The sequence below is a fragment of the Celeribacter persicus genome (genome assembly GCF_003050785.1).
Classification (GTDB): domain Bacteria; phylum Pseudomonadota; class Alphaproteobacteria; order Rhodobacterales; family Rhodobacteraceae; genus Celeribacter; species Celeribacter persicus.
The window spans coordinates 1-1139 of record NZ_QAOH01000091.1; the positions used below are offsets into that span (position 1 = coordinate 1).

Annotated in this window: 1 protein-coding gene; it reads right to left on the reverse strand. The window is 68.5% G+C overall.

What is annotated here, in order from left to right:
- Window positions 1–1025: DUF7146 domain-containing protein (locus C8N42_RS21345; RefSeq protein WP_107818402.1), on the reverse strand; the 1025-nt coding region annotated here is incomplete at its 3' end.
- Between the last annotated feature and the right edge of the window lie 114 nt (window positions 1026–1139).

The following is a 1139-nucleotide window of genomic DNA, read 5'->3' on the forward strand; positions in this document are numbered from 1 at the left end:
AGGAACCGGTCGACATCTTCGGGCGCGATCTGGGGCCGGATCGCCGCGCGCAGGTCGTCGAGGCCGTGGGCTGTCAGGTCGTCGTTGAAGTCGCCGTGACGAGGCGAGAGCGTCAGCACCTCGATGCCCGCACTGGTCGCAAGTTCGGCTTGGGTCGCGGCGGCCTTCGTGCCCGCTGCGTCGACATCGCGGGCGATATAGAGGCGGCGCACGGACGGTGACAGTCTGAGCGCGGCGAGATGGCTTGCCGACAGCGCGGCGGCCATCGGCATGCCCGGCAGCGCCGCCCGCAGCGACAGCATCGTCTCGATCCCTTCGCCGACGGCCAGAACATCTTCTGCCGCCCCGAAGCGCACGGCATGGCCAAGAAGGTTGCCCATGGCCCGCCGGGGTGTGGGAACCGCGGCCTTGGCCGAGCCGTCCGGCGCGAGCCAGGTACGGTGCGCGCCGGTGATCCTGCCTTGCAGGTCGGTCACGGATGCGATCATCGCCGGACGCCGCTCTGCTGGTCCGCCATCGTCGGGCCGATAATAGCAGCTTGGATGATATCGCAACGCCCCCGCGCCATGGATCGGCATGATGCAGCGACTGGCCAGATAGGTCTCGACCGGCGTACCCCGGATCGGTTGCGCCATGGCGATCAGTCGCCGTGCCGCTTCCGGCGATCCCATGGCTGTACGGGCAGGTGCTGGATTGATGGTCGGGACAAGGTCGACCCGCGGCAGGCTCAGGAAGCGCCGCGCCTCCTCGGCGACATCGCCGAAAGAGGTCAGGCCACAGCTCTCCCGGATCACGTCGAGCAGATCACCGTGCTCGGCCGTGGCGGCATCGGTCCAATGACCGGCAGCACCGGGGCCAGCCTCCGGCCCCTTCAGCCGGACGAACATCGACCGCCCCGGTGTGTTACGTGCATCGCCGACGGTCCAGTACTGACCCTGTCGTCGCCCGTTGGGGAGGTAATGCCGACACACGGCCTCGGCGTCCCGCGCGAGCCGGCGCGAAAGCTCTGCTGCATCGCGCGCCATCACGAAAATCCCCCCGGCGCGCTGAGGTTATGTTGCCCAGCCCCGCGAGAACCCCCGCCAAACCGCGCAAGTTCACGCCACCGCAACATAACCCGCGCCGCAACATGTTCCGTA